General features: G+C 62.3%; 4 protein-coding genes, 1 tRNA gene and 1 pseudogene. 4 read left to right on the plus strand and 2 right to left on the minus strand.

Features of this window, described 5'->3' with window-relative positions; translation table 11 throughout:
• Positions 1-55 precede the first annotated feature (55 nt).
• From lon to HMPREF2581_RS13925, 4 genes are all read left to right on the plus strand, one after another.
• Complete coding sequence (gene lon, locus HMPREF2581_RS13910) at positions 56-2,452, plus strand: endopeptidase La (RefSeq protein WP_003124759.1); 2,397 nt, start codon at positions 56-58, stop codon at positions 2,450-2,452.
• 135 nt (positions 2,453-2,587) lie between these two features.
• Positions 2,588-2,860 carry a nucleoid-associated protein HU-beta gene (gene hupB / locus HMPREF2581_RS13915; protein WP_003087931.1) on the plus strand — a complete coding sequence of 91 codons (273 nt, stop codon included), beginning with the start codon at positions 2,588-2,590 and terminating at the stop codon, positions 2,858-2,860.
• 51 nt (positions 2,861-2,911) lie between these two features.
• Positions 2,912-2,988: transfer RNA gene (locus tag HMPREF2581_RS13920), tRNA-Asp, on the plus strand.
• 103 nt (positions 2,989-3,091) lie between these two features.
• Positions 3,092-4,957 carry a SurA N-terminal domain-containing protein gene (locus HMPREF2581_RS13925; RefSeq protein ID WP_003087933.1) on the plus strand — a complete coding sequence of 622 codons (1,866 nt, stop codon included), beginning with the start codon at positions 3,092-3,094 and terminating at the stop codon, positions 4,955-4,957.
• A 97-nt stretch (positions 4,958-5,054) separates the two neighbouring features.
• Here HMPREF2581_RS13925 and fabI read toward each other — a convergent pair whose 3' ends face one another.
• Together fabI and HMPREF2581_RS33560 are read right to left on the minus strand one after the other, a co-directional pair.
• Positions 5,055-5,852 (minus strand): enoyl-ACP reductase FabI, encoded by a 798-nt coding sequence (gene fabI / locus HMPREF2581_RS13930; RefSeq protein WP_003139935.1) that lies wholly within the window; start codon positions 5,850-5,852, stop codon positions 5,055-5,057.
• A 21-nt stretch (positions 5,853-5,873) separates the two neighbouring features.
• Positions 5,874-6,149 (minus strand): annotated as a pseudogene (locus tag HMPREF2581_RS33560) (microcin ABC transporter ATP-binding protein); the annotation flags it as partial.

Here is a 6,149-nt window from a genome sequence, read left to right on the forward strand (position 1 = left end):
GCTGAAAGGTCTTCCTATCTGTTTCGTGGCCAAGTGCCGCTGTAGAGCCGACATTATGAAAACACTCGTCGAATTGCCCTTGCTGCCGCTACGTGACGTGGTGGTGTACCCGCACATGGTCATCCCGTTGTTCGTCGGTCGGGAAAAGTCCATCGAGGCCCTGGAGGCAGCGATGACCGGCGACAAGCAAATCCTCCTGCTGGCGCAGAAAAACCCCGCGGACGACGATCCGGGCGAAGATGGCCTGTACCGCATGGGTACGGTCGCCACCGTGCTGCAGTTGCTCAAGCTGCCGGATGGCACCGTCAAGGTGCTGGTCGAAGGCGAGCAGCGCGGCCAGGTCGAGCGCTTCATCGAGGAAGAAGGGCACATTCGTGCCGCGGTCCAGGCCATCGATGACGCCAATGTCGGCGAGCGCGAGGCCGAGGTCTTCACTCGCAGCCTGCTGAGCCAGTTCGAGCAATACGTCCAGTTGGGCAAGAAAGTCCCCGCCGAGGTGCTTTCTTCGCTGAACAGCATCGACGAGCCGAGCAGGCTGGTCGATACCATGGCCGCGCACATGGCGCTGAAGATCGAGCAGAAGCAGGACATCCTGGAGATCACCGACCTGTCGTCGCGGGTCGAGCATGTCCTGGCGCTGCTGGATGCCGAGATCGACCTGCTGCAGGTGGAAAAGCGTATCCGCGGCCGGGTCAAGAAGCAGATGGAGCGCAGCCAGCGCGAGTACTACCTGAATGAGCAGATGAAGGCCATTCAGAAGGAACTCGGCGATATCGACGAAGGGCACAACGAAGTCGAGGAGCTGAAGAAGCGCATCGACGCCGCCGGCCTGACCAAGGAGGCGCACACCAAGGCCACTGCCGAGCTGAACAAGCTCAAGCAGATGTCGCCGATGTCGGCGGAAGCCACCGTGGTGCGTTCCTACATAGACTGGCTGCTGAACGTGCCGTGGAAGGCCGAGAGCAAGGTGCGCCATGATCTCGCCAAGGCGGAAGACATCCTCGATGCCGACCATTACGGCCTGGAAGAGGTCAAGGAGCGCATTCTCGAGTATCTCGCCGTGCAAAAGCGGGTGAAGAAGCTCAAGGGCCCGGTCCTTTGCCTGGTGGGGCCGCCCGGCGTGGGCAAGACCTCCCTGGCCGAATCCATCGCTCGCGCCACCAATCGCAAGTTCGTGCGCATGGCGCTCGGCGGCGTGCGTGACGAGGCCGAGATCCGCGGTCACCGTCGTACCTATATCGGCTCCATGCCGGGCCGCCTGATCCAGAAGATGACCAAGGTCGGCGTGCGCAACCCGCTGTTCCTCCTCGACGAAATCGACAAGATGGGCAGCGACATGCGCGGGGATCCCGCCTCGGCGCTGCTCGAGGTGCTCGACCCGGAGCAGAACCACAACTTCAACGATCACTACCTGGAGGTCGACTACGACCTGTCCGACGTGATGTTCCTCTGCACCGCAAACTCGATGAACATCCCAGCGCCCCTGCTGGATCGGATGGAAGTCATCCGCCTGCCGGGCTACACCGAGGACGAGAAGGTCAACATCGCCTCCAAGTACCTGATTCCGAAGCAGGTCCAGGCCAACGGCCTGAAGAAGGGCGAGCTGACCTTCGAGGAAGGCGCCCTGCGCGACATCATTCGCTACTACACCCGCGAAGCCGGGGTGCGCAGCCTCGAGCGGCAGATCGCCAAGGTCTGCCGCAAGGCGGTGAAGGAGCATGCCAAGCTCAAGCGTATCCAGGCGGTGGTGTCCAGCGAGACGCTGGAGAACTACCTCGGCGTGCGCAAGTTCCGTTATGGCCTCGCCGAACAGCAGGACCAGATCGGCCAGGTGACCGGGCTGGCCTGGACCCAGGTCGGCGGCGAGCTGCTCACCATCGAGGCGGCCGTGGTACCGGGCAAGGGCCAGTTGACCAAGACCGGATCGCTGGGCGACGTGATGGCGGAATCGATCACCGCGGCGTTGACCGTGGTGCGCAGCCGCGCCCAGAGCCTAGGAATCGCGGCGGACTTCCACGAGAAGCGTGACATCCATATCCACGTTCCGGAAGGCGCTACGCCGAAGGATGGCCCGAGCGCAGGCATCGGCATGTGCACGGCGCTGGTTTCGGCGATCACGCAGATCCCGGTGCGCGCCGACGTGGCAATGACCGGGGAGATCACCCTGCGTGGGCAGGTGCTGGCGATCGGCGGGCTGAAAGAAAAACTTTTGGCGGCGCACCGCGGCGGGATCAAGACGGTGATCATTCCCGAGGAAAATGTTCGCGACCTGAAGGAAATTCCGGACAATATTAAGAGTGATCTGGTTATTAAACCGGTTAAATGGATTGACGAAGTCCTGCAAATTGCGCTGCAATACGCCCCGGAGCCCTTGCCCGATGCGGCTCCGGAGATGGTTGCAAAGGATGAAAAACGCGAGCCTGATTCCAAGGAGCGAATTAGCACGCATTAGTCGGTAGGTATTCTTGACACTGTTTTTGGGCCCTTGTTATAAAGCGGCACTTGCTGAGTCAGTTGGCCTACCAGCGCAGAATTTCCTTACACCTAACACATAGAAACATACTCAACAGAAATAAGGGGACTTAGAGTGAACAAGTCGGAACTGATCGATGCAATTGCCGCATCTGCTGATATCCCGAAAGCTGTTGCCGGTCGCGCACTGGACGCAGTGATCGAGTCCGTCACTGGCGCCCTGAAGGCTGGTGACTCCGTCGTGCTGGTTGGTTTCGGCACCTTCGCTGTCAAAGAGCGCGCTGCTCGCACCGGTCGCAACCCGCAAACTGGCAAGCCGATCAAGATCGCCGCTGCCAAGATCCCGGGTTTCAAAGCCGGTAAAGCCCTGAAGGATGCTGTCAACTAAGCGTCTTTTGGGACTCGTTCTACCCAGGTCGGCCAAGGCTGGCCTGGCTGCGGAGCGGTAGTTCAGTCGGTTAGAATACCGGCCTGTCACGCCGGGGGTCGCGGGTTCGAGTCCCGTCCGCTCCGCCAGTTACGAGAAGGCGCATCCTCGGATGCGCCTTTCTTATATCCGCATCTCTTACCCACGCCGCGCCGCCCAAGACGGCTGGTCGTGGCAGTTTTTGGGGGCTGCATGCTGCAGAACATCAGGGATAATTCCCAGGGCTGGATCGCCAAGACCATCATTGGCGTGATCATCGTTCTCCTGTCGCTGACCGGCTTCGACGCGATCATCCGGGCCACCGACCACTCCAACGTGGCCGCCAAGGTCAACGGCGACGATATCAGTCTCAATGAAGTCCAACAGGCCGTGGACATGCAGCGTCGCCAGCTGCTGCAACGCCTGGGCAAGGATTTCGATCCATCCATGCTGGATGACAAGCTGCTCAAGGAAGCGGCCCTGAAGGGGCTGATCGAGCGTACCCTGCTGCTCCAGGCCGCCAAGGACGACAAGTTCGCCTTCTCCGACCAGGCGCTGGACCAGTTGATCCTGCAAACTCCCGAGTTCCAGGTCGACGGCAAGTTCAACGCGGATCGCTTCGACCAGGTCATCCGCCAGATGAACTACAGCCGCATGCAGTTCCGCCAGATGCTCGGCCAGGAAATGCTCATCGGCCAGCTTCGCGCCGGCCTGGCGGGCACCGGTTTCGTCACCGACAACGAATTGCAGTCCTTCGCTCGCCTCGAGAAGCAGACCCGCGACTTCGCCACCCTGGCGATCAAGGCCGACGCGTCCAAGAGCAGCGTGAGCGAGGACGAGGTGAAGGCCTTCTACGAAGGCCACAAGAGCGAGTTCATGACTCCCGAGCAGGTGGTCGTCGAATACGTGGAACTGAAGAAGTCCTCCTTCTTCGACCAGGTCAAGGTGAAGCAGGAAGACCTCGAGGCGTTGTACCAGAAGGAAATCGCCAACCTCTCCGAGCAGCGCGATGCCGCCCACATCCTGATCGAGGTGAACGACAAGGTCGGCGACGAGCAGGCCAAGGCGAAGATCGACGAGATCAAGGCTCGCCTGGCCAAGGGCGAGGATTTCGCCGCGCTGGCCAAGGAGTTCTCCCAGGATATCGGCTCGGCCGCCACCGGCGGCGACCTGGGCTACGCCGGCCGCGGCGTGTACGACCCCGCGTTCGAGGAGGCGCTGTATGCGCTGAAGCAAGGTGAGGTATCCGCCCCGGTGAAGACTCCGTACGGCTACCACCTGATCAAGCTGCTGGGCGTGCAGGCGCCGGAAGTACCGAGCCTGGAAAGCCTCAAGCCGAAGCTCGAGGACGAACTGAAGAAACAGATGGTCGAGCAGCGCTTCGTCGAGGCTACCAAGGACTTGGAAAGCTCCGCCTACGAAGCCGCCGACCTGAGCCAGCCGGCGCAGGAAATGGGCCTGAAGGTCCAGACCAGCCAGCCGTTCGGACGTTCGGGGGGCGACGGCATCGCTGCCAACCGCCAGATCGTGCAGACCGCGTTCAGCCCCGAGGTGCTGGAAGAAGCGGCCAACAGTGGCGCCATCGAGCTGGATCCGGACACCGTGGTGGTACTGCGGGTCAAGGAGCACAACAAGCCGAAGGAGCAACCGCTGGAGCAGGTCGCGGCGAACATCCGCGAGCGCCTGGCTGCCGAAAAGGCCGCCGAGGAGGCGCAGAAGCGTGGCGAGGCCCTGATCGCAGAGCTGCGTGAAGGCCGTACCTCTTCCGCAGCGGGGGAGTCGTGGAAAGTGGTCGAGGCGGCCTCCCGCGGCCAGGAAGGCGTCGATCCGAAACTGCTCCAGGCGGTGTTCCGCATGCAGCGTCCGGAGGCCAAGGACAAGCCTTCGCTCTCTGGCGTGACCCTGGCCAATGGCGATTACGTGGTGATCCGCCTGAATGGCGTCAGCGAGCCGGAGGAGGCTATCTCCGACGACGAGAAGGCCATGTACCGCCGCTTCCTGGCTTCGCGCAGCGGACAGGCAGACTTCGCCGCCTTCCGCCGTCAGTTGCAGGACAAGGCGGAAGTCGAGAAATACTGAGACCGAGATGCAGAGAAAAGGCCGCTTACGCGGCCTTTTCTTTATTCCGCCCATGAAAAAGGCCGCTCGAAGCGGCCATTTTTCATGAGCGGGGTGATCAGTCGTCGTCCAGCGGGCCCATGGCGGTAGTGTTGAAGCCGCCATCGACGTAGAGGATCTCGCCACTGATACCGCTGGCCAGGTCTGAACAGAGGAAGGCGCCGGCATTGCCGACTTCCTCGATGGTGACGTTGCGCCGCAGCGGCGTCTGCCGCTCGTTGGCGGCCAGCATCTTGCGGAAACTCTTGATCCCGGAGGCGGCGAGCGTTCGGATCGGCCCGGCGGAAACCGCATTGACCCGGGTGCCTTCCGCGCCCAGGCTGCCGGCCAGGTAGCGGACCCCGGCCTCCAGGCTGGCCTTGGCCATGCCCATTACGTTGTAGTTCGGCATGGTCCGTTCGGCGCCCAGGTAGGAGAGGGTCAGCAGGCTGCCGTTGCGGCCCTTCATCATTTCCCGTCCGGCCTTGGCCAGGGCGATGAAGCTGTAGGCGCTGATGTTGTGGGCGATGCGGAAGCCCTCGCGGGTGGTCACCGCGGTGAAGTCGCCGTCGAGCTGATCGCCTGGAGCGAATCCGACGGAGTGGACGATGATGTCCAGGCCGTCCCAGTGCTTGCCCAGGGCGGCGAACACCGCTTCGATCTGGCTGTCGTCGGCCACGTCACAGGGGAAGCACAGCTCCGGCCGCGAGCCCCAGCCACTGGCGAACTCCTCCACCCGGCCCCTGAGCTTGTCGTTCTGGTAGGTGAAGGCCAGTTCGGCGCCTTCCCGGTGCATGGCGGCGGCGATGCCGGAAGCGATGGAGAGCTTGCTGGCGACTCCGACGATCAGGGCGCGTTTTCCTGTGAGAAATCCCATGGTCCGTTCCTTGTCTGCTACTCAGTTTTCCGCGCTTGCCGGGGCCATGAAGGCGGCCTCCAGCAATTGCTGCGTATAGGGATGTTGCGGCGAGGCGAAAACCGCTTCGGCGCTGCCCTGTTCCACCACCTTGCCATGTCGAACCACCATCAACTGGTGGCTGAGCGCCTTGACCACCGCCAGGTCGTGGCTGATGAACAGGTAGGTGAGGTTGTACTTGCCCTGCAGTTGCCGCAGCAATTCCACGACCTGGCGCTGCACGGTGCGGTCGAGCGCCGAGGTCGGTTCGTCGAGCAG

The sequence above is a fragment of the Pseudomonas sp. HMSC057H01 genome, assembly GCF_001836405.1.
Classification (GTDB): domain Bacteria; phylum Pseudomonadota; class Gammaproteobacteria; order Pseudomonadales; family Pseudomonadaceae; genus Pseudomonas; species Pseudomonas aeruginosa.

What these genes read in the sequence shown, in the direction of transcription:
- lon (WP_003124759.1), top strand. Translation starts at nt 56, where the DNA reads ATGAAAACACTCGTCGAATTGCCCTTGCTGCCGCTACGTGACGTGGTG.
- HMPREF2581_RS13925 (WP_003087933.1), top strand. Translation starts at nt 3,092, where the DNA reads ATGCTGCAGAACATCAGGGATAATTCCCAGGGCTGGATCGCCAAGACC.
- fabI (WP_003139935.1), bottom strand. Translation starts at nt 5,852, where the DNA reads ATGGGATTTCTCACAGGAAAACGCGCCCTGATCGTCGGAGTCGCCAGC.